Origin of the sequence: Micromonospora sp. CA-248212, from assembly GCF_050948405.1 — a bacterium.
GTDB lineage: Bacteria > Actinomycetota > Actinomycetes > Mycobacteriales > Micromonosporaceae > Micromonospora.
The window spans coordinates 1168487-1190153 of record NZ_CP192023.1; the positions used below are offsets into that span (position 1 = coordinate 1168487).

The 21667-nt window shown below is 70.6% G+C and carries 18 protein-coding genes and 1 pseudogene; 6 read left to right on the forward strand and 13 right to left on the reverse strand.

Annotated features, from left to right (window positions below; genetic code table 11):
* From ACQP03_RS05510 to ACQP03_RS05525, 4 genes are all read right to left on the reverse strand, one after another.
* On the reverse strand, window positions 1-3084 hold the full coding sequence (locus tag ACQP03_RS05510) for a DUF3427 domain-containing protein (protein WP_433460435.1): 3084 nt from the start codon (window positions 3082-3084) through the stop codon (window positions 1-3).
* A gap of 106 nt (window positions 3085-3190) precedes the next feature.
* Window positions 3191-3694 carry a flavoprotein gene (locus ACQP03_RS05515; protein WP_357172916.1) on the reverse strand — a complete coding sequence of 168 codons (504 nt, stop codon included), beginning with the start codon at window positions 3692-3694 and terminating at the stop codon, window positions 3191-3193.
* Between the two features lie 84 nt (window positions 3695-3778).
* The gene (locus tag ACQP03_RS05520) at window positions 3779-4318 is read right to left on the reverse strand and encodes an isochorismatase family cysteine hydrolase (RefSeq protein WP_357172919.1); all 540 of its coding nucleotides are present in this window, start codon (window positions 4316-4318) and stop codon (window positions 3779-3781) included.
* On the reverse strand, window positions 4315-5415 hold the full coding sequence (locus ACQP03_RS05525) for a helix-turn-helix domain-containing protein (RefSeq protein WP_433460438.1): 1101 nt from the start codon (window positions 5413-5415) through the stop codon (window positions 4315-4317). Before ACQP03_RS05525 ends, ACQP03_RS05520 begins: the two co-directional genes overlap by 4 nt.
* A 285-nt stretch (window positions 5416-5700) precedes the next feature.
* Here ACQP03_RS05525 and ACQP03_RS05530 point away from each other — a divergent pair, with 285 nt between their 5' ends.
* Window positions 5701-6831, forward strand: coding sequence for an FAD-binding oxidoreductase (locus tag ACQP03_RS05530; protein ID WP_433460440.1), 1131 nt, complete (start codon window positions 5701-5703; stop codon window positions 6829-6831).
* Between the two features lie 98 nt (window positions 6832-6929).
* Here ACQP03_RS05530 and ACQP03_RS05535 read toward each other — a convergent pair whose 3' ends face one another.
* A complete protein-coding gene (locus tag ACQP03_RS05535) occupies window positions 6930-7808 on the reverse strand; it encodes a fibronectin type III domain-containing protein (protein ID WP_357395982.1) in 879 nt (292 codons plus the stop codon).
* A gap of 130 nt (window positions 7809-7938) precedes the next feature.
* On the opposite strand from ACQP03_RS05535, the gene ACQP03_RS05540 reads away from it, so the two are divergent.
* From ACQP03_RS05540 to ACQP03_RS05550, 3 genes and pseudogenes are all read left to right on the forward strand, one after another.
* Window positions 7939-8286 (forward strand): beta/gamma crystallin domain-containing protein, encoded by a 348-nt coding sequence (locus ACQP03_RS05540; protein WP_357127850.1) that lies wholly within the window; start codon window positions 7939-7941, stop codon window positions 8284-8286.
* 215 nt (window positions 8287-8501) lie between these two features.
* Window positions 8502-9407: a hypothetical protein gene (locus ACQP03_RS05545; RefSeq protein WP_357395978.1), complete on the forward strand. Its 906-nt coding sequence runs from the start codon at window positions 8502-8504 to the stop codon at window positions 9405-9407.
* A gap of 137 nt (window positions 9408-9544) precedes the next feature.
* A pseudogene (locus ACQP03_RS05550) lies at window positions 9545-9679 on the forward strand (hypothetical protein); the annotation flags it as partial.
* Between the two features lie 91 nt (window positions 9680-9770).
* Here the strand turns inward: ACQP03_RS05550 and ACQP03_RS05555 are convergent.
* The 5 genes from ACQP03_RS05555 to ACQP03_RS05575 all read right to left on the reverse strand — a co-directional run bounded on the left by ACQP03_RS05555 (window position 9771) and on the right by ACQP03_RS05575 (window position 13722).
* Window positions 9771-10139 (reverse strand): DUF4180 domain-containing protein, encoded by a 369-nt coding sequence (locus tag ACQP03_RS05555; protein WP_357395976.1) that lies wholly within the window; start codon window positions 10137-10139, stop codon window positions 9771-9773.
* Window positions 10132-10581: a helix-turn-helix domain-containing protein gene (locus ACQP03_RS05560; RefSeq protein WP_357172940.1), complete on the reverse strand. Its 450-nt coding sequence runs from the start codon at window positions 10579-10581 to the stop codon at window positions 10132-10134. Before ACQP03_RS05560 ends, ACQP03_RS05555 begins: the two co-directional genes overlap by 8 nt.
* A gap of 108 nt (window positions 10582-10689) precedes the next feature.
* Window positions 10690-12471 (reverse strand): ABC transporter permease, encoded by a 1782-nt coding sequence (locus tag ACQP03_RS05565; protein WP_363661172.1) that lies wholly within the window; start codon window positions 12469-12471, stop codon window positions 10690-10692.
* A gap of 1 nt (window position 12472) precedes the next feature.
* The gene (locus ACQP03_RS05570) at window positions 12473-13186 is read right to left on the reverse strand and encodes an ABC transporter ATP-binding protein (RefSeq protein ID WP_357127835.1); all 714 of its coding nucleotides are present in this window, start codon (window positions 13184-13186) and stop codon (window positions 12473-12475) included.
* Complete coding sequence (locus tag ACQP03_RS05575) at window positions 13183-13722, reverse strand: PadR family transcriptional regulator (protein WP_363661173.1); 540 nt, start codon at window positions 13720-13722, stop codon at window positions 13183-13185. Before ACQP03_RS05575 ends, ACQP03_RS05570 begins: the two co-directional genes overlap by 4 nt.
* Window positions 13723-13826: 104 nt before the next feature.
* On the opposite strand from ACQP03_RS05575, the gene ACQP03_RS05580 reads away from it, so the two are divergent.
* Window positions 13827-17228, forward strand: coding sequence for an ATP-binding protein (locus ACQP03_RS05580; RefSeq protein WP_363661174.1), 3402 nt, complete (start codon window positions 13827-13829; stop codon window positions 17226-17228).
* 196 nt (window positions 17229-17424) lie between these two features.
* On the opposite strand, the gene ACQP03_RS05585 is transcribed toward ACQP03_RS05580, so the two are convergent.
* The 3 genes from ACQP03_RS05585 to ACQP03_RS05595 all read right to left on the reverse strand — a co-directional run bounded on the left by ACQP03_RS05585 (window position 17425) and on the right by ACQP03_RS05595 (window position 20966).
* Window positions 17425-18711, reverse strand: coding sequence for an IS256 family transposase (locus ACQP03_RS05585; protein ID WP_357175977.1), 1287 nt, complete (start codon window positions 18709-18711; stop codon window positions 17425-17427).
* Window positions 18712-19092: 381 nt separating this feature from the next.
* Window positions 19093-19956 (reverse strand): ABC transporter permease, encoded by an 864-nt coding sequence (locus ACQP03_RS05590; RefSeq protein WP_357398770.1) that lies wholly within the window; start codon window positions 19954-19956, stop codon window positions 19093-19095.
* Window positions 19953-20966: an ATP-binding cassette domain-containing protein gene (locus ACQP03_RS05595; RefSeq protein ID WP_363661175.1), complete on the reverse strand. Its 1014-nt coding sequence runs from the start codon at window positions 20964-20966 to the stop codon at window positions 19953-19955. The genes ACQP03_RS05590 and ACQP03_RS05595 overlap by 4 nt, the downstream gene beginning before the upstream one ends.
* 174 nt (window positions 20967-21140) lie before the next feature.
* Here ACQP03_RS05595 and ACQP03_RS05600 point away from each other — a divergent pair, with 174 nt between their 5' ends.
* Entirely contained in the window at window positions 21141-21656 is a 516-nt protein-coding gene (locus ACQP03_RS05600; RefSeq protein ID WP_357127820.1) for a GNAT family N-acetyltransferase, read from the forward strand.
* The last annotated feature ends 11 nt before the right edge of the window (window positions 21657-21667 follow it).

Here is a 21667-nt window from a genome sequence, read left to right on the forward strand (position 1 = left end):
CTAAGCGGCGATTGTTCGGGCGGTGGCGTAGACGTCGGCGGGTAGGGCGTGGTGGAGCTGCCACAGGACACGCATCGGCCGGTCACCGGTGTGCGACTCGTACGTCATGGTGCCGGCGTAGAGGTACGGCGGTGCGCCCAGGTCACGGTCGGCGATACGGGTCTCCCGAATGAAGAGGTGCACTGTCGAGCCGCCCGTCGTATAGCGCCGCCCGGTCGCCGACGCCGCCGACGTGGTGCTCTGCGACTCCCACTGGAACAACGTGTCGGTGATGGCCCGGTCGGCGTACATGGTGGTGGGGGAGTAGTGCGCTTCGGACTTGACCAGGGTGACGAAGAACAGGTCAGCCTGGGCGTCCGGCAGCCACTTCACACCCTCGCGCAGCGAGCCCGGATTGGGCATTCCGAAGGCGGCGCACGCCTCGTTGCGGCTGTACCGGGCGTGCACCCGCAGCGGCACCGCCCCCGCCGCGAGCGCGGGCGTGACCCGGTGGATGCGGTCCCGCAGCACCTCGGCGACCTGCCGCAACTCGGCGCAACGCGCCGGCTCCTTCCACAGTTGTGCCAGCCGTTCGCCGCGGGTCGCCAGCGGGGCGTTCGGCCCCCAGAGGCTGAAGTGCAGCATGTCCAGTAGTCGGCTGCTGCCCGCGTACCCCTGCTGACCTGGCGCGGGTGGTCCGGCCGTGACCTTCGTTAGTAGCTCTAGCCGGTCGGTGTCGTCGATGTGCAGCATGCGACCGATGGCGCGGCCCAGCTCGCGGTCGTCGGGGCCGGGCGCGGTCGTCTCGACGCCGGCGAGCCGCCGCAGGCCGGTCCAGCCACCGACGCTGGCCGATCGGTACACGTCCTCGATCTCCAAGCCCGTCTCGCGCAGGAACGTCGCCAGAGTGACGTCGCCGAGTTGCCGCAGCTCAGAGACCAGGCCGGTCTTCGAGGTGGGCAGTGCGCTTTTCAGGTTGGCGAGGACGAGATCCTTTGCCACCCGGTCCAGCTCGACGTGGCAGCCGCTGGGCAGACTCGGGAAGTCGTCGCGAACCGCCTCGGTGATCGCCCGCCGGCTCACCCCCGTCAGGGCACGCCAGCGCAGGTCGAAGCGGAAGTTGGCGTTCTGCCCGCCGATGAAGTCGAGCACGGTCAGGCAGGGCTTGTCGTCGTCCAGTCGCAGACCACGGCCGAGTTGTTGCAGGAAGATCGTGGCGCTCTCGGTGGGTCGCAGCATCAGGATCGTGTCGACCATCGGCAGGTCGACGCCCTCGTTGAATAGGTCCACGGTGAAGAGCACCCGCAGCTTGCCGGCCTTGAAGTCCCGCAACAGCGTGGCCCGATCAGTGCCGGCTCGCGACGTCACTGCCGCAGACGGCACGCCGTGGTCGTTGAACCACCTGGCCATGAACTCGGCGTGCCCGATGCTCACGCAGAACCCGAGTGCCCGCATCCGCCCGACGTCCACCTTGTCGCTGACCGCACGCAACACCGACCGCGCCCGTGCGTGGTTGCCGGTGTAGACGACGTCCAGGTCGGCCGGGTCGTAGCCTTGGCCGCGCTTCCAGGCGAGGTGCGACAGGTCCACGTCGTCGTGCAGCCCGAAGTACTGGAACGGCGACAACAACTGCCGCTCCAACGCGTCCCACAGGTGCAGCTCAACGGACGCGCGCCCGTCGAACCACCGGCGCACGTCGCCGCCGTCGGCCCGGTCGGGGGTCGCGGTCAGTCCGAGGAGTACGCGGGGACGCAGCCGCTCCAAAAGCCGGGTGTACGTGGGCGCTTCAGCGTGGTGGAACTCGTCCACGATCACCATGTCGTACGCCTCGGGGTCGACCTCCCGCCGGTGCAGCGACTGGATGGAGGCGAAGACGTGCTTCCAACCGTTCGGCTTCTCGCCCGCGACAAGCGTCTCGCCGAAGCTGCCGTCCCCCATGACCTGCCGGAACGTAGACAGGCTCTGCCGCAGAATCTGCTCCTGATGCGCTACGAAGAGCAGCGAGTCCGCTCGCTTCGCCCTGTGCAGTCGGCGGTAGTCCAGGGCGGCGACGACGGTCTTGCCGGTGCCCGTCGCCATGACCACCAGATTGCGCCAACGCCCGTGCACCAGCCGTTCGGCGTCCAGGTCGGCGAGGATCTCTGCCTGGTACGGGTACGGGCGCACGTCCAGGTTCGAGATCTCGGTGGGTGTCTGATCGCGGCGTTCCCCGCTCAGCGCATGCCGAAGCCGCTCGGCGTCCCTGGTCGCGTCGTACGCCTCGAACGCCGGGTCGTTCCAATAGTCCTCGAACGTGGCCGTGAACGTGTCGATGACGTGCGGCTGCTCGATGTTCGAGATGCGCACGTTCCACTCGACGCCGTCCACCAGTGCGGTCTTCGACAGGTTCGACGAGCCGACGTACGCGGTGGTGGTGCCGTTGTTACGGCGGAACAGCCAAGCCTTGGCGTGCAGGCGAGTGGTCCGCGTCTCGTAGGACACCTTGACCTCTGCGCCCAGCTCTTTGAGCCGGTCGAGCGCTCGCTGATCGGTCGCGCCAAGGTAGGTGGTGGTGATGACCCGGACCTTGCCGCCTCGGTCGATCAGGTCGCGGATGGCGTGCTCAACGATGCGCAGGCCGTACCACTTGATGAACGCGCAGAGCAGATCGACGCTCTCGGCCGAGGCCATCTCGTGGTTGACCTCGTGGCCGATTCGGGGCTGGTGGCGGCCGTTGACCAGGAGTGCGCCGGTGGAGAGGGGCGTGGTGGGACGGTCCGGAAAGCTCGGCTGCGCGGGTGGCGTTGGCGGGGCGGCGATGGCATGGAGCAGGTGCTTGGCGTCGGTGACCTGGTCCTGTTCCGTTGCTGCCTTGGGACTCAGGGTGGTGATGGCGTCAGCGATCTGGTTCGCCATTGCGATCTGGTGGTGGAGCTTGTCGTCGCCATTGGGGACGGACTGCAGGGCTCGGGCGGCCAGGGTGGCGATGTGCCGGGCGAGGGCGGTGTGCGCGTCGGCCGGGTCGAGGTTGTGGTGCTGAACCAGGGCGGGGTCGACATGCTGGAGGCGATCAGCCAGCTCACGGGTGATCAGGTGCTCGTACACACCCCGCTCAAGATCCGTCATTCGAGCTACCTAACCACACGTTCCGTCTATGGATGGGGCGCGGCGACCGGTCGCATCGGCAGAACTTGTCGCGCAATCGGCGAGGCCACCTCACCCGACTGGCGACTCATGCAACGCGCACCGCCCGCAGCGCCTCGACGACCACGCCCCAACGTCCCGGCCCGTTCACCGAGTTCAGCGGCTTTCCGTCCGCCACGATCACGCCGGCAGCGCGCAGGACCGTCAGGTGACCCGCATAGGCGGGATGCGCGGCCAACTCATCCTTGGTGTGCGGGAACGCGATGATCGGCAGCCCCGCGCCCAGCGACTCGTTGAGGACGCCGAGCGCCAACGTGTCGTTGATGCCCAACGCCCACTTGGTCACCGTGTTGAACGTGACCGGGGCGGCCACCACCACATCGGCGGGCGGATGGGGCTCGGGGTCGCCGGGCATCCGCCACTCCACGCGTACCAGATAGCCGGTCTTTTCTTGCAACGCCGCTCGATCGAGCCACGGCGCGGCGGTCGGGCTGACGATCATGCAGACCCGCCACCCATCGACTAAGAGCAGATCGACGAGCTCGTCTATGTGTTCCGCCGGACCCGCGGCGCAGACGACCAGATACAGCACTGGGTGTTCCGTCATGCCCGCAGTTTGCCCGAGTCGGGCGATGTGCAGTGGAGCCGATGCTGAACTGAGCCGTCGCCGCACCGCTCAGACTTCGACGCCCACGTCGTCGGTGCTGATGAGCTGGTCGGCGCCGATGAACCGGCGGGCAACGAGCAACCCAGCGTCGTGTGCGGCTTGTCCACCGTGACTGGCGGACGCGTCGGTCACGAGCCAGGGCGTTAGGTCGCGCTCGAAGGCATCGACCGCGGACTTCAGTACGCAGCTCTCCGTCGCCACTCCGCAGAACACCAGGTCGGTCCACCCTTCCTGCGACGTCAAGGCGTCCCCCTCGAAGGAGAAGTACGAGTAGATCTTCTTGTCGATGACGGCTCGGGCGCGGCTCGCGTGCTGCGCCAGCTCAGGCACGAGCTCCGTCTCGGGTGGGTGCTGCACCGAGGTCCAATGGATCAGTCGCTCGAATGGGCTGCCGGGGTAGTTGTGGTAGCGAGTGAAGACCACTGGCCGTCCGGTCGCCTCCCAGCGATCGACGAGCTCAACGACCTTCGGGATGACGCCTCGGCTGCGGTTGTTGATGAAGCCGTTCTGCATGTCGATGACGATCAGGGCAGCGCGCTTCTCGCTCATGTGTCGACTCTGCCACTCAACCCGGCGGTCTCGCGAAGGGCAGTCTGGGCCTGCATCAGGCGTTCCGGGAGGCCGCTCGTTGAGAGCGTCGCCTCGCGCATCATGCAATGCTGCGAAGTCTCGCGTGCCCTGGCCGTCGTCAACCGCGAGTACGCAGCACGGAGGAAGCGCCAGCCGAATTCGGGTGGCATCGCAGGATCATCTCCGTCCTCGACCTGCCGCTGGATGTGACGGCAGTAGGCCCAGAGCATCTGCACGTCGATCTCACAGGACACCAGGTCATCAATCATGAGGGCCTGCTCGGGGGAGAGCGCGTGGTACGCCAGACCCGCCCAACTGGCGTAGCCCACGGAGAGTCCGTGCACTCCGAACGACTGGATTGACGGCTGATCGAAGCCTTGGGCTAGCAAGCGGCGTTCGACGTGATCGCGGACCGGTTCAGGTGAGGGGTGTGCGCGCCGGTTGACCAGTGCAGACGGCAGGCTCATGAGGCGTAGTGCGGTCTCCAATTCGGCGCCGGTCCAGGCCGGCTCTTCCAGGATGTACATCGACAGGACGTATTCGGGCGCGCCGCGATCGGATGACGGGACGGGCGAGCTGAGCCGCGCCACTTGTTCGGCCGCCCATGGCAGGTCCTGCTCGTAGCTGGCATACCGCCAAGCGGCGAGTAAGGCCAACGTGCGGAAGTACAGCTCTTGCCTGAGGTGCAACACCACGACACCGCAGGCGAAGACGTGCGCTGTACAGCTCCCTTCCGCATGAGGTACCCCAGCGGTCGAAACCTCTAGCCACTCGTGTGGTCGCGAGTGAAAGCCCTCCTGCGCAGCGAGTTCCGCAGCCGCCGCCGCACCTGTGTATACCGGTATGAACTTGTGCGACTGGACCTTGTACAGGTCGCCGACGCGGTTGGCATCGAGGTCAGTCCTGCTAGTGGCGGCGATGAAGCGATCTGCTGCCTCACCTCCGGCTCTGCTGAGCGCGGTGTCGAGCGCCGCCTGCATCTCCGGCCGAGGATGCACCGCGTCTCGGCCCGCTTCCCATTTGGAGACGGTCCGCTCACTAACGCCTAGGTTCTCCGCGAAGTCGCGAATGCTCATGCGTAGGGCTTGTCGCAGCGCACGGGTTTCGCGGCCTGTCCACGCCTGGACAGTAGGCAAGGTTAGCCCCCGATCACGTCGTGGCAGCTCCGGTCAGCCTAACGACTTCGATGCAGCATAGGTACAGCGCAAGTACAGAGAGTGGTCATATCGCGGCATCAGATGCTTGAACAGGATGGATGCATGGCCCGGGGCGGGTGTTCGGCCTCGGAGTTGCGCCGGCCCTCATCGGCGCAGCTCTTCCCGCCCCGGTGCCAGCCCACGATTCGACGACTTGGAGCCGGTATGCCCACCGTGATCGACGACGACCTCCCGGCCCGCGTGAGCCTGGCCGCCGCCTGGGAGTCGGTCGACGTGCGGGCCGCCGGCGACTTCTGGTGCACAGTCGAAGACCGCCGGACCGGGCTGCTCCCACACCGCGACGCGCCGCTGTTCTTCACCGCGTTGGGCCGCCTCCTGGTCGGCGGCGACGTCCCGGCCAACCGGGCGGCGCTGCTCCAGGTGCTCGGCCACGCGTACCGTCACTTCGACCTGCTCCCGCACGCCACCACCATCGGCGACGCGTTGCTCGCGACGGTGGCCCGTCACGCCCAGCCGGTGTGGACGTCGCAGCTCACCGTCGTCGCCGAGCGCGCCCTGTGCCGCGCCACGCAGGCCATCCGCCGCGCCGCCGCGCTCGCCGGCGACGGCCGGGCCTGGTGGCACGTCGAGGTGATCGGGCACGATCGGCCGTCGCCCGACATCGCCATCCTGACGGTACGTCCCTTGCGGCGACTGCCGTTGCAGCCAGGTCACGCCGTGCCGGTCTGCACGCCGCGTCTGCCGGGGCACTGGCGCTGGCTGTCGCCGGCCAACGCCCCACGCCCAGACGGCACCGTCGAGCTGCACGTCCGCGCCGTACCCGCCGGCACCGTCTCCCACCGCCTGGTTCATCGGGTACGCCCCGGCGAGCTGCTCTGGCTCGGCCCACCCGTCGACACCGGGCTGAGTCTCGACCCGGCGCGTACCGATGATCTGCTGCTCGTCGCCGGTGGCACCGGGCTGGCGCCGCTGCGCGCCCTGGTCGAGCAGGTCGCCACCGCACCGGACGGTCGGCGGGTGACGCTTGTCGTCGGTGTGCGCACGTTCACCGACCTGTACGACGCGATCGCCCTCGACAAGCTTCAGTGCGCCCACGACTGGCTGACGATCGTGCCGGCCCTCTCCGACGACCCCTGCGCCGAGCCGGGCGAGCAGGGCGACGCTGTGACCATCGCCCTCGACCATCACCGGCCCGGCCAGGACATCTACGTCTGCGGCCCACCCGCGATGGTGGCCGGCGCCCGGGCGCGGCTGCTGGCCCTCGGCATACCGAACGCCAGGGTCCACATGCCCCAGAGCTTCGGCCGACGCGCCAGCGGACCGTGTGGTCCCTGAGTGGGTGATGCCGGTGAGTCATCAAGATGACGCACAGGCATCAGGCTCGTCAGGCCGGGGCCGACCGGCGCCGCCTGCGGACCGGCCTCCCGCGCGTGTCAGGTGTTCGTGTCGCCGAACTCGCGTACCCCGTCGACGTCGAGCGTGATCCGCCCGTTCTCGGTCCACTGGCCGGTGGCGGCGAGCCAGCTCGGGTCGTCGCGCTCGTCGATGTCACTCCAACTGTGCCGGTGGTGCCGGAGCTGGATCGGCCCGGTCGACTGGCCCGGCGCGAGCGTACCGTCGGTGAAGGTCAGCTCCACCCAGCCGGGGACGGCAGTGCCTGGCTGGGGATTGGGCGGCGCCGGCGTCGACAGCCCGGCCGGCCCGCCTGGTGGTACGAAGAACTGCACGGTCTGCCGGATCCGTTGGCAACCCAGCGCGGCCCAGTCGCAGTTCGGCACCAGTGAGGTGTTGCCGCCCTCGAAGCGCAGGTGGTAGCGCACCCGCACCGTGCTCAGGTCCAGCGGCGCGGTGCCAGTGTTGGTGACCGTCAGGAGGTGCTGGATCTGGTTGTTCGTCGGTGACCAGTCGAGGTTGAGGTAGCTGACCGTCGCGCGACCGCTGGCGGTGCGCACGGTCGTCGTGGGCGAGGTGTCGGAGTAGCCGCCGAGCGCGCGGGCGGCAACCGCGATCCGGTACGTCGTGCCGGGTGCCAGGTCGGTGAGAGTGATCGTGGTGTCCGTGGTGGAGCCGAGGAAACGGTACGTGTTGGGCCCCAGCGGCACCTGCACCTCGTAGTTGATCGGCTGCTCCGCCCCGGGCTCGACCCAGGCGGAGGGCGCCCAGCTGAGCGTGAGCCGATGCGGCTCGTTGGCGACAACGGTGGGGGTGCCGGGGGTGCTGATGGCCGGGCCGTCGGCACGGGCCGCGCCGACGGTGAGCAGGCTCGCCAGCGCGGCAAGGGCGATGGCGGCGGTGACGCGGCGAGCGGGCATAGCCGAATGGTAGCCCCCATCTATCAACATCAATAAATATCTCCCTCGGAGGTGAACCACCGGGTCGTCCCGGGCGTAGTGGTGGCGCGCACGACACCACTCCCACCGGAACAGAAAGGACCCCGCGTAGATGAAGACGCGCGTCAAGAAGATCGCCCTCGGTGCGGTGGCGGGCCTCGCCCTGACCATCGCGCTCCCGGCCAGCCCTGCCCTGGCCATCAACTCGGTCGGCTGTGGCACCCGGACGGACTTCCTCAAGCTCGACATCACGCTCGGCACCGTCGGCATGTCCAGGTGCTTCGCCAGTCGGGGCGTCACGGCCGTGAACATCGGCGGCGTCCACCACTACACCTCGGGCAACAACAAGGTGACTGTCAACTACGAGGCCGGCGGCCAGTACCACACGAGCACTGTCGACAAGTGGTACGGAGTGGACTTCGGCCGCACGGTAAGGGTGTACGAGGTGCGGATCTGGTGACCACTTGCCGGCCACGCCGGTCGCGTCCGTGATCGGGGGGCGTCCTCACCGCACGTCAGCGCGGCGGAGGGCACCCCTCATGGTCCGCTACGCGACGTAGTCGGCTTGGAGATAATGCCTGGTCAGGTGGCTACCTAGCGTGAACCCGTCATCACGAACGGCCTCGACGTCGGCGTCGCACTGCCGCCCCGTCCGGCCTCAGACGGGAGAAACACATGCGTACTCAGAACACGGCCCGCCGGTTCGGCGCTCGCGCGTCCGTACCCGTGCTCATTCTTCTCGCGACCGGAGCGGTGCTCGCCCCGGCGAGCCCGGCGTCCGCCGCGGTCCCCGGCCTGGTGCGGATCGCCGCGACAAGCGTCAGCGACTCGGCCGACTTCCACAGCGTCACCGCGACGTGCCCGGTCGGGAAGGTGCTCACCGGCACCGGTTACGAACTCAACGGCGTCACCGGCGAAGGCGTCGTCGACGACCTGCGCCCCAACGGCGGTGTCGCCACGGCACCGACAGCGGTCACCGTCGGCGCCTACGAGACCGAGGCGTTCGCCGGAAACTGGTCGGTGACGGCGTACGCGATCTGCGCCAATCCGCTGCCCGGCCTGGTCCGGGTCAGCACGGCCGGCGTCAGCAACTCGGCCGACTACCGCAGCGTCACGGCCACCTGCCCGGTCGGGAAGGTGCTGACCGGCACCGGTTACGAACTCAACGGCGTCACCGGCGAAGGTGTCGTCGACGACTTCCGCCCCAACGGCGGTGTCGCCACGGCACCCACAGCGGTCACCGTCGGCGCGTACGAGTCGGACGCCACGACCCTGAACTGGTCCGCTACCGCGTACGCCATCTGCGCCAACCCCCTCGCGGGCCTGGTGCGCGCCTCCACGGTGGGTGCCAGCACCTCGGCCGACTTCCGCAGCGTCACGGCGACCTGCCCGGTCGGGAAGGTGCTGACCGGCGCCGGCTACGAACTGAACGGCGTGACCGGTGAGGGCATCGTTGACGACTTCCGCCCCAACGGCGGCCCCGCGACCGCCCCGACGTCCGCCGCGTCCGGCGCGTACGAGGAGGACGCCTTCGCCGGCAACTGGTCCGACACGGCGTACGCCATCTGCGCCACGCCGTAACGGCCACGTGCGGTGGCCGTCCCGAAGGCAGGGGCGGCCACCGGCGTGTTCGTTCCCCCCATATGGAGTCAGCGGGCTGTCGTCGGTGTGCCTCGGCCATAGCGTCCGGACAGGGACGCGAGTCGAGGGAGGCCACCATGACGGGACTGCCACCTGATGCCTGGCCCGACGCCTTCCCGGCGAGCGGCGAGGTCTGGCGGCGCGACGTCTTCGCGGTGGCCGAGGCGTGCCGTGCTGGTGCCGCGAGTCCGCGCCACCCGCTGGCGGCCGTACTGGCCTGGGCCTACGGCCCCATCGGGTACGGCCCATGGCGCGTCACCAGGTCGCGGTGGAGATGGCGGTCAGGCCCGACCGGTGAGCTGGCTATCGGGCGGCGCGCAGTCGATCGTCGAGGGCGTCCAGGTCCGGCACAAACCAGATCTGTTCGCCCCGGTTCGACTCGTGCACCAGGGCGCGCAGCGCCGAACTTCCCGCGAGCTGCGTCGAGATGTCGCCGACCACGGCGAGCCGCAGCCGGTAGTTGACGAACTTCTGCATCACGTCACCGGCGAAGCGGGTGCCGAGCGAGAAGAAACGGTCGTCGAGCCGGTGGGCCGGCACGGCCACCACCTGGGCGCCGAGGAAGGCCGCGCCGATCAGGTCCAGCGCGTCCTGCTCGGTGGCGATCGGCGGGCCGGCCGGGTCGCAGACCAGCACCGGCACCCCGGCGCGTTCCTGGATCTCGTCAGGCATCGTGGACCTCCCGGTCGAGCAGGCCGTTGTCGGCGTTGAGGACGGCGTCGAGCAGGTGCAGCACCTCGGCGGTGCCGGCGGGATCACCGAGGATGATGATCTTCAGGCGGCGGCGGTCATCGTCGTGCACGGTCTGCACCCGCAGCGGCCGGGCCGGGTCGTGCCCGGTGTTGACGCTGGCCAGTACGAGCGTGCCGAGCCGGTCGGCGGCGGCCCGGTCGACACCGTCGATCTGCACGATGCTCGACACCTCGGCGTGCCCGGCCACGACGGCGGCGGGCGGCCGTCCGGTGAGCGCGTCGAGATCGCTGGCGGCGATCCGATACTGCTTGCCGATCCGGACGGCGCGCAGCCGGCCGGCGCGGATGTAGCCGCGCACCGTTCGTACGTGTAGGCCGAGCCGGTCGGCGACCTGTTCAACCGAGTACATGTCTTCCGTCATCGTTCCTCATCCTACCTTCATAGGGAAGGATGAGGACTAATAGGGGTGACCGCAGCAGCGTCACTGGAATCAGCGTCAGGTGGTGACCGGCCATCGGCCGTGGTCAGGTCACCCCGCGGAGCGGATGATGTCCGCGACCGGGCGGCGTGCCGCGGCGACGGCGGGAATGGCGGTGACCATGGCGACCGCGAGCAGGACTCCGAACGCCGTGGTGAGCGTCCAGGCAGCGGGTGGGTATCGCTCGCCATCGAAGAACAGGTAGAGGCCGATGCCGAACGGGATCCCGAGCGCGACGCCGGGCACGGCGGGGAGGAGTTGTGCCACGGCCAGGCCCAAGCCGGTCTGGGCGGGGGTCGCGCCGAGCGCGCGGGCGACCGCCAGCGGTTGCCGGGTGTCGAGGACCGCCGTCCACGTGCTCACGATGGTGTTGAGCAGCGCGAGGAAACAGGCCATCCCGGCGACGATCAGCATGGCCTGGAGGGTTCGTTCGTTGCGGGGGTCGGGGAGTTCCGCGTAGCCGAGATTCAGCGGATCGTCGTCCTGCGCCAGGATCGTGAGCACCGCGGCCAGGGCGGCCGTGGTGATCAGGGTGTTCACGGTGACGAGCCGGGCGCGGTGTGCCCGCCGCGCGTTGATGCGTACGCCGATCAGGAGGGCGGTGGGCAGCCGGCGCGACAGCCAGATGGCCCAGCGCCGACGGCGCGGTGGCGTGGGCGCGTCGGCCAACGCGTGCACGGTGGTGGTGACGGCGGCGCGGAGCACCGGTGCCAGGGTCGCCGCGACGGCGATCGAGAGGGCGAGCGCGGTGCTGGCGATCACCACGCGCAGCGGCGGGCTCATGACGCCGACGCCGACGAATCCGGCGCTGGTGCGGAACAGCAGAGGTGCCGCGATCCAGCCGGCGGCCAGGCCGGCCCCGGCGGCGGCGAGCCCGATCACGAGGTATTCGGCCAGGTGGACGGCGGCGATCACGGCGGGCCCGGCGCCGACGGCCTTGAGTAGCCCCACCCGGCGGCGGCGGGCGATGACGCGGCCCGCGACGATACCCGCGACGCCGATCACCGCGAGGCCGGTCAGCAGCCAACTGCCGACCACCAGGGCCGTCTCGGCCTGCCCGTTCTGGCGACCACTGCTGTCGGCGATGTCCCGCGCCGAGCGGAAGCTCCAGCCGCGGTAGTAGGGATTGCTGCCCGAGGGGTCGACGACGCCGGCGCCGACCTCCGGGTCGGCCAGTTTGAGGTTCAGCGTGTACGACAGCGGCTGGTCCCCGGCGATGGTGGCGATGTCACGACGATCGACCCAGACCAGGCCGCCCTTCTCCACCAGGTTCGAGCCCGGTAGGTGCCAGTGGACCTGCGGGTACACCGGCCGGGCGGCGGTCACCGCGAATCCGGTCACGTGCAGGGGGTGGCCGCCGACGCTGACCGTCTCGCCGAGGTGAATGCCGAGCGCGTCGGCGAAGGTGCGCTCGACGACCACCCCGTCGGGGCGTACCCAGGTGCCGTCGGTCACGGCCGGTCGGTTGACCGCGGCCGGCGTGCCGTCGCGGCCCTCGACGATGACCCGGACGGTTGTGTCGCGGGCGGTCAGCGCCAGGAAGGCCAATGGATACGGTCCGCTGTGGTCGGTGACGCCGGGCAGGGTGGTCAGTGGCGCGAGCGCGTCCAGGGCCCGCGGACCGGGGAAACCCGTCTCCACCACGAGGTCCGGGCCGGCGGTGGCGTCCCGGGTCCGCTCGTACGGGCGGGTCACGAGTTCGTTGAGTGTGAGGCCGAGGGTGAGTGTCGCGGTCGCGGCGGTGATGGCGACCAGCAGCAGCACGGTCTCCGTCCGGTGCCGACGCAGGTCCCGCACCAGCAGTCGCCACACGAGCAGCAGGCGGCCCGCCACGTCAGCGCACCCCGTCGTGGACGCCGGCGAGCATGCTGTCGTCGGCGAACGCCCCGTCACGCATGGAGATCACCCGGTCGGCGACCGCCGCGATGCGGGCGTCGTGCGTAACCACCACGAGGGTCTGCCCGGCGCTGCGCAGGTCCTCGAAGAGCCGCAGCACCTCCAGGGTCGCGGCGCTGTCGAGGTTGCCGGTGGGTTCGTCGGCCAACACGACCTGCGGTTCGTTGCTCAACGCGCGGGCGATGGCGACGCGTTGACGCTGACCGCCGGACAGCGCCGAGGGCAGGTGCGTGGCGCGGTCGGCCAGCCCCACCTGGTCGAGCAGGTGCAGGGCGCGTCGGCGGGCGCGGCCAGGCGACCGACCGGCCAGCAGCGCGGCCATCTCGACGTTCTCCACGGCGGTGAGTTCGTCCATCAGGTGGAAGGACTGGAAGACGAGACCGATGTGGTCGCGCCGCAGCCGCGCCAGGGCGCGCTCGCTCATCGTGTCGATCCGGTGGTCGGCCAGCCACACCTCGCCGTCGGTGGGACGCTGGAGCCCGCCGAGCAGGTGCAGCAGGGTCGACTTGCCGCATCCGCTGGGGCCCATGATCGCCACCGCCTGGCCGGCGGGCACGTCCAGATCCACCTCGTCGACCGCGCGGACCAGCGCGTTGTCCCAGCCGTACCACCTGCTCAGCCCGCGTGCCCGCAGCGCCAACGACCCGTTCATGCCCCCGCCTTCCGTTCCGCGCGACCGCGCTCGGTCCACATGCGTTCGCACGCCTCCAGCCACTCCAGGTCAGCCCGCAGCCTCAACGCGACGCCCTCCAGCAGCAATCCGGCGACCGGATCCACCGACCGCTCCAACGCCGCCCGTTGGGCGTCGCGCAGCCGGCGCAGCACCTCGCGCCGCTGGGCGTCCACCAACGCGATCGGATCGGCCAGCCGGGCAGCCGCGGCGGCCACCAGCTTCAGGTGGAACTCCGCGAGGTCCGGCTTCGGCCAGCTCACCTCGGTGAGCCAGCCGGCGACCCGCTGCTGCCCGGCCGGGGTCAACGCGTAGACCCGGCGGTCCGGCCGATCCGGTAGGCCGTCGGCCCGCTCGGAGGTGACCAGGCCGGCCTTCGCCAACCGGGCCAGCGTCACGTAGATCTGCCCCGCGTTCATCGTCTCGCCGAGGGGGCCGAGCGCACCGCGCATCCGGTTGCGCAGCTCGTACCCGTGCGCCGGCTCCTTGGCCAGCATGGCCAGCACCACGTCCTGCACTCCGGCACGCCCCTTGAGATAGACCGCTAATAGATAACCGCTAGCTATGGCACTGTCAAATCTCGACGCTCAGCGTCGGTGGGGTCCAGTACCGTCTGGGAACCATGGACGCGCGCGTCGGCGACGCCATCATCGGGCGGGATCATCCCGCGGGTCTGCTGCGCGCCGAGCTGGACCGGGCGGCCACCAGCCACGGCGGTCTCGTTCTGGTCACCGGCGAGCCGGGCATCGGCAAGACCACCCTCGTCACGTCGGTGGCGCGCGAGGCCCGCCGGCGCGGCGCGCTCGTGCTCGGAGCGGCCTGCTGGGATTCCGACAGCGCCCCCGGCTACTGGCCGTGGGTGCAGGTCCTGCGGGCCCTGCGCCGCTCCGCCGACGACTGGGCGCTCGCCCGACCGGACGCCGAACCCGCCCTCGCCGCCCTGCTCGGCGAGAGCGGCACCGGTGACGTACCCGGCCTCGCCGCGGCCTGGTCGGCCCGCGACGGCCAGGACGTCGCCGAGCAGGAGGCGTTCGCCCTGTACGACGCGGTGACCGCGGCACTGGTCGCCGTCTCCGCGCGCCGGCCGGTGGTGGTCGTCCTCGACGACCTGCACTGGGCCGACCCGGCCTCGCTGCGGCTGCTGGCGTTCGCCGCCCAGCACACCTGGTTCGAACGCCTGCTGCTGATCGGCACGTACCGCGACGCGGAGGTCGAGGCCGGCGACCACCCGCTGCGCCCGCTGCTGCTGCCCCTGGTCGCCAAGGCCACCACGATCACCCTCACCGGCCTGGCCCGCGACGAGGTGGCCGCGTTGATGGCGCGTACCGCCGGTCGGGAGCCCGCCCCCGACCTGGCGGACGAGGTGCACCGCCGCACCGGCGGCAACCCGTTCTTCGTCGAGGAGACCGCGCGGCTGTGGCACGCCGACGGCACCACCGGCACGATCCCGCCCGGCGTACGGGAAGCGGTGCGACAGCGGCTCGCCCGGCTGCCCGCCCCGGTGGTCGAGGCGCTGACCGTCGCCGCCGTGCTGGGGCGTGAGTTCCACCGGCAGGTCCTGGCGGCCAGCGCGGCGATACCGGTGGCGTCTGTCGACCGGCTGCTCGACGACGCGGTGACCGCCCGGCTCGTGGCCGCCCGGGGTGCCGGCCGGTTCACCTTCGCCCACGACCTGGTCCGCGAGACCCTGTACGACGGGCTCACCACCGACGACCGGCAGGCCCGCCACGCCGCGGTGGTCCGGGCGGTGGATCCGCCGACCGCGCTCACCGACCGGCTCATCCCGGCGGATCTGGCCCGCCACGCCTACCTGGCCGGCGCGGCGCTGGACCGGACCCGGGCCGGCGAGCTGCTGGTCGCCGCCGGGCGGGACGCGTTCGCCCGGCTCGCCGCCGACGAGGCGGGGGTGCACTTCCGCCGGGCACTGGAGATCGTCGAGGACCCCGCGCAGCGGATTCGCCTGCTCGTCGACTTCGGCGAGGTGCAGTACCACCACGCCGGCCGATCCGAGGCCGCACGCCTGTTGGCCGAAGCCGCGACGCTCGCCCGTACGCTCGACGACCCGGTGCCACTGGCCCGCGTCGCGCTCACCGTGCACCGCGCCCGGCAGGTGGACACCACCATCGCCGTTGACACGACGGACCTGGTGCGCGAGGCGTACCAGCGGTTGATCGGCGAGCCCGCCCCCACCGCGTCGACGGGCGCGCTGGTGGCGGACCTGATCACCGCGACGGAGACCATCGCCCGTCGTGGTCGCGACGACGAGGCGCTCACCTTCAGCCTGTGGGCCCGCCACGACACCACCTGGGGGCTGGGCACCGCGGCGGCACGGGCCGCGCTCACCGCCGAGATCCGGGACGTGGCCCGCCGCTCGGGCGACCGGGAGACCGAGCTGTGGGCCACCTCGCTGCGCTGGGTGGCGTTGCTGGAACTGGGCGACCCGCGCTTCATGGAGGAGTTCACCGCCTTCGTCACCGTGGGTCAGCACCGCGAGCTGGCCCGTCCCCGGATGGCGGCGGCCGTCGACGGCGGGATCATCGCGGCGTTCCGGGGCGACTTCGCCGAAGCGGACGAGCGGTTCCGCGTCATCGTCGACCTGTCCGACCCGGGGCACGCCGAGTTCGCCTTCATGGGCCACCACCTGCGCTGGGCCCGGCTGCTGTTGCAGGGGCGCTTCGACGAGATCGACACGCTGCTGCACGAGTGGGCGCCGACCGACTACCCGTACCGGGAGCTGCTGTCGGCCATCACGGCGGCCGAGCGTGGCGACGACGAGCAGGCGGTGCGGTTGACGGCCGGCATCGAGGCGGCCGGCATCCACTACCCGCGTCCGATGTCGCCGCTGTGGCTGCGGCTGCGCGCCCAGGCCGCCGCCGCGTCCCGCGATCCACGGCGCTGCGACGACGCGCGGGCCGCGCTGGTTCCGCACCGTGGGCAGTGGGCGGTGGGGCTGTTCGGCTGCGACATCAGCGGGCCCATCGACCACTGGCTCGCCGTGGTCGACGCCGCGCAGGAGCGTTGGGACGACGCGGTCACCGGATTCACGGCGGCCCGTGACGCCGCCGACCGGATGGGCTCCCGACCCTGGTCGCTCATCGCCCGCGCGGGGCTGGTGAACGCCCTCGCCGGCCGCGACCAGCCGGGCGACGCCGCCACGGTTGCCCAGTTGCGCGCGAGCACCGTCCGGGACGCCGCCGCCCTCGGCATGAGGCAGGTGCTCCTCCGGCTCGCCGACCCGGACCCAACCCACGCCGAGCCGGACCAAGGCGGGCTGGCTCACGCCGTGTCGGGGCCCGCCGTGTCGGGCCACGCCGTTTCGGGGCCCGCCGTTGGGTGGGCCGAGGGCAGCGTGCTGGGCGATGTCGCGCTCGCCGGCCAGGCCGGCGGGAGAGGCCACGCAGGCGAGGGCGACCAGGTCGTCGGGGGCGGCCCGGCCGTCGGCCGGCGTCAGGTGACGCCGCCCGACCCGACGATCGAGGGGTACGCGTTTCGACGCGACGGGCCGGTCTGGCGGCTCGCCTACGCGGGCGTGGTGGCGCACCTGCCCGACGCCAAGGGCCTACACGACCTGCACCTGCTGTTGAGCCGCCCCGGCGGCGACGTCCCGGCGGTGGAACTGCTCGACCCCGCCGCCGGGCCGGTGCTGGTGGCCGCCCGTCGGATGGGCGGCGACCCGGTCCTCGACGACGAGGCGAAGGCCCGCTACCGGCGGCACCTGACCCGCCTCGACGACGAGATCGACCGGGCCGTTGCCCGCGACGACACGGCGAAGGTGTCCGCGCTGGACGCCGAACGCGGCGCGCTGCTCGAGGAGCTGCGCGCCGCGGCGGGATTGGCCGGCCGGAGTAGACGGCTGGGCGACGAGGCCGAACGGGCCCGCAAGACTGTCACCGCGCGAATCCGCGACACCCTGCGCAAGCTCGACGAACGCCATCCCACGCTCGCCACTCATCTGCGCGATTCGGTCTCCACCGGCGCCACCTGCCGCTACCTCCCACAAACCCTCCCACCCTGGCACCTCTAACCCCCGCCCCCGCCCCCCGCCCACGCCCGCGCCCCGCCCGCGCCCCGCCCACGCCCGCGCCCGCGATCTTGCCCGCGCCGCCCACGCCCCGCCCACGCCTTGCCCGCGCCGCGATCTTGCACTTTCGGTTGTGGATCTGGGTGCTCTCGTGGCTTTTGTGGGGCTGTCTCGCTAACGGTGTTTCCGGCGATCTTGGTTAGTAGGTTTCAGCGGCTGGGAAGCGGTCGCTGAAGGTGATGGCGAAGGCGTTCAACGCGGGTTTCCAGCGCATCGTCCATCGGGTTCTGCCTGTTCCGGTGGGGTCCAGGGATCGGGTCACCAGGTACAGACACTTCAACGCGGCCTGCTCGTTGGGGAAGTGGCCGCGGGTTTTGATCGCCCGTCGGTAGCGGGCGTTCAACGACTCGATCGCGTTGGTCGAGCAGATCACCCGCCGGATCTCGACGTCGTAGTCGAGGAACGGGATGAACTCCGCCCAGGCGTTGTCCCACAGCCGGATCACCGCCGGATACCGCTCGCCCCACTTCTCTGCCAGGTCCTCGAACGCGGCCCTGGCCGCCGCCGCGTTGACGGCGGTGTAGATCGGTTTGATGTCGTGCTTGAGCGCGTCCCAGTACTTGCGGGAGGTGAGCCGGAACGTGTTGCGGATCAGATGGATGATGCACGTCTGCACGATCGTGCGGGGCCACACGTTCGTGACCACCTCGGGAAGACCTTTCAGGCCGTCGCAGACGAGGAAGAACACGTCCTTCACGCCCCGGTTACGCAGGTCGGTCAGCACGCTCATCCAGAACTTCGCACCCTCACCACCCGAGCCGGCCCATAACCCGAGGATGTCCTTCTCCCCGTCGAGCGTGACCCCGATAGCGGCGTAGAAGGGCCGGTTCGCGACCTGCCCGTCGCGGACCTTGACCACGATCGCGTCGATGAACACGGCGGCGTAAATCTCATCCAACGGGCGGTGCGACCAGTCGGTCATCTCCTCGATCACCTTGTCGGTGATCCGCGAGATCGTCTCCTTCGACACCGAAGCCCCGTAGATCTCCGCGAAATGCGCCGAGATCTCCCCGGTGGTCAAACCCTTGGCATACAACGACAACACGACTTCGTCGACCCCGGACAGGCGCCGCTGCCTCTTCTTGACGATTTGGGGCTCGAAGGTGCCGGCCCGGTCCCGGGGCACATCGATCTGGACCGGCCCCGTGCTATCGGTCAGCACCGTCTTCGCCCTGGTGCCGTTGCGGACGTTGCCCGACTCCACCCCAGCCGACTCATGTTTCTCATAGCCCAGATGCTCGGTCATCTCCTCCTTCAGCGCCGTCTCCAGGACCGTTTTGGTCAGCTGCTTGAGCAGCCCGTCCGGGCCGGTCAGCGACAGCCCTTGTTCCTTCGCGGCCCGGACCAGCTCGGCGGCGGCCTTCGCCTCAGCCGACGGCTCGGGCCGCTTCTTACGTCCGGTCTGGTCGTTCAGTGTCGCGGTCATCACGGCACCCTCCTCACCAGGCACAACGCCCGATGGGTCAGGCCGGAAACACCCTTAGATGCACAGACCCGCTTTTGTCGCCACAGAAAATGCAAGATCGCGGGGAAGTCGCCATCAGGTCCTGTCGATCATGGAGTTGTGGTGCCTGGTTTGAGCATTTACAGGCCGCTTTGTCACCCACCACAACTTCATGATCGGCGGCCCGGGTGTGGGGGGCGGGGAGCGGCGGCGCGGGTGTGGGGCGGCGGCGCGGGTGTGGGGGTGGGGGAGCGGCGGCGCGGGTGTGAGGGCGGGGAGCGGCGGCGCGGGTGTGGGGGTGGAGGGGCGGGGAGCGGTGGCGCGGGGGTGGGTGGGGCGGGGGTGGTAGGTGGGGGGTGGGGGTTAGCGGCGGTTGTAGCGGTGCATGGTCAGGGTGCCGAAGACGATGACGAAGCCGGCGCTCCACACCAGGAGCCACATGGTGGCGGAGGCGTCCGAGTGGCCGGACATGACGGCGCGTACCGCGGCCACCAGCTGCGTCACCGGGTTGACCTTCACGAACGCCTGGAGCCAGCCGGGCATGGTGCTCGGCTCGACGAAGACGTTGCTGAGGAACGTCAGCGGGAACAGCACCATCATGCTGACCCCCATCACCGACTTCTCGCTGCGCAGGATCAGCCCGAAGAACGTCCACACCCAGGAGAACGCGAACGAGAAGACCACCAGCAACCCGATCCCGGCGGCCACCCCGGCGACGCCGCCGGTGGGCCGGAAGCCGAGCGCCAGCCCGACGCCGAGGATGACCAGGGCGGCGAGGATGTAGCGCAGCACATCGCCGAAGATCATGCCGACCAGCGCGGCGGGCCGCCAGACGGGCAGCGTCCGGAAGCGGTCGAAGATGCCCTTCTCGATGTCGGTGTTGAGGCCGACCCCGGTGTACATGGTGATCATCACGACGCTGGTCACCATGATGCCGGGCAGGAAGAACTGCAGGTAGTCACGCGGGCTGTCGGCGAGAGCGCCACCGAACAGGTACGTGAACATCAGCACCATGATGATCGGGAACGCGGTCACGTCGAAGAGCTGCTCCGGCACGTGCTTGATCTTCAGCAGGGCCCGCCAGCCGAAGGTGAGCGACGCGCCCAACGCGCTCGGCCGGGCCGGTCGGGCGCCCGGCGCGAGGACGGTCGCCAGCGCCTCGGCGGACGGTACGTAGACCGACGGCGCCCGCTCGGCCGTGCCGGCGGTCGTGGTCGTGTCACTCATCGGGCTGCCTCCAGCTCGTCGTCGCGCTCGTCGGCCGACACGGCCGGATGGTCGGTCAGGGCCAGGAAGACCTCGTCCAGGCTGGGCTGGCCGAGGGAGAAGTCGTCGACGACGATGCCGGCGCGGGCCAGGTCACCGAGCGCACGCGCTGCCTGCGCGCTGGCGTCCAGGTCGGTGCCGGCCTCGCCGACGCGGGCGGTCAGGGCCACCGGATCGGCGGCGAGCTGCACCGGCACGTTCAGCGCCTCCCGGAGCACCTGCTCGGCCTGGGGCCGCTGGCCGGGGTCGCGCAGTCGCAGGTGGACGGTGCCGGAGCCGACCGACGACTTCAGTTCGCCCGGCGTGCCCTCCGCGATCACCCGGCCGTGGTCGACGACCGCGATCCGCCCGGCGAGCTGGTCGGCCTCGTCGAGGTACTGCGTGGTCAGCAGCACGGTCGTACCGTGCGACACCACGGCCCGGACGATCTCCCACACCTGGTTGCGGCTGCGCGGGTCGAGGCCCGTCGTCGGCTCGTCGAGGAAGAGCAGGTCGGGAGTGTTCAGGATGCTCGCGGCGATGTCGATGCGCCGTCGCATGCCGCCCGAGTACTTCTTGACCTGGCGGTCGCTCGCCTCGGTCAGACCGAACGCGGCCAGCAGCGCCGCCGCGCGGTCGCGGGCTTCCGGCTTGCGCAGGCCCAGCAGGCGGGCCAGCAGCACCAGGTTCTCGGTGCCGGTGAGGTCCTCGTCGACCGAGGCGTACTGGCCGGTGAGGCTGACCCGGCTGCGGACCTTGTCGGCCTCGGTGACCACGTCGTGCCCGAAGACCCGCGCCGTGCCGCCGTCGGGACGTAGCAGCGTCGCGAGCACCCGGACCGCCGTGGTCTTACCCGCCCCGTTCGGGCCGAGCAGGCCGTAGACGGTGCCGGCGGGCACCCGCAGGTCCATGCCGGCCAGCGCCCGGGTCTCCCCGAACGTGCGGGTGAGCCCTTCGGCCTCGATGGCCAGGCCGGTGGCGCGTCTGTTCATCATTTCTACCTCTCGTCCGATGGCCGGCGACGTCGTGGTCGGTGTGACCAACGACCCCGCCGCCCTACAGGCGCGAGGTGAAGACCCCCGCCCGCTAGATCGGAACTAGCGGGCGCCGTTCCGGGACGAAATGTCGGTGGGACCGGCTTGACTGGAGTCGACGAGGGGGACGGGATGACGCAGGTACGCATCGAGCCGTGGCACGAGGATGATCTCGAGCTGCTGCGGCAGCTCAACTCACCGGACACGCGCCGACACACCGGCGGCCCGGAGACCGACGAGCAGGTGCTCGCCCGGCACAACCGGTATGTGCACTTCGCCGAGGGTGGGCAGGGGTGCATGTTCACGGTGGTGCTGCCGGACGGCACGCGGGCGGGCAGCGTCGGCTACTGGCGTCGCGAGTGGCGCGACCAACCGGTGTACGAGTTGGGCTGGGCGGTGCTGCCCGCGTACCGGGGGCAGGGGCTGGCCACCGCCGCGGTGCGGGCGGCTCTCGACGTGGCGCGCGCCCGACGGGACCGGCGTCACGCGCACGCCTACCCGTCCGTCGACAACCCCGCCTCGAACGCGGTCTGCCGCAAGGCGGGCTTCACGCTGCTGGGTGAGACGAATTTCGAGTATCCGCCCGGGCACCTGATGCGGGCCAATGACTGGCAGTTCGACCTGACCGCCCCGCCGGCCGACGGGTGAGGTCGGCGGGA